Here is a 237-nt window from a genome sequence, read left to right on the forward strand (position 1 = left end):
TTTCCACTGCTGAAGCACGCTCTGCCCTTGCTTTCGCTGCATATTTTTCACTATAAAAAATGACTTGCTTCTCATCCACCGTTTTCTTTATCTTCTTCCCTCTAACTGACGTCACGCTAATCTCCCGGGGAACAAGTCTGGACTTAATTTTGAAATCCTCACTTATGCTCCTGTAGCCACTTGGATCAAGGACATAATTCTTGAAATCCTGATCCGCGCCGCGGATCGAATAGCTGA

Annotated in this window: 1 pseudogene; it reads right to left on the bottom strand. The window is 44.7% G+C overall.

The annotated features are described in order from the left end of the window. A pseudogene (locus TEPIDINF_RS15315) lies at nt 1-237 on the bottom strand (IS1634 family transposase); the annotation flags it as partial.

This window comes from Tepidibacillus infernus, assembly GCF_048898065.1.
GTDB lineage: Bacteria > Bacillota > Bacilli > Tepidibacillales > Tepidibacillaceae > Tepidibacillus_B > Tepidibacillus_B infernus.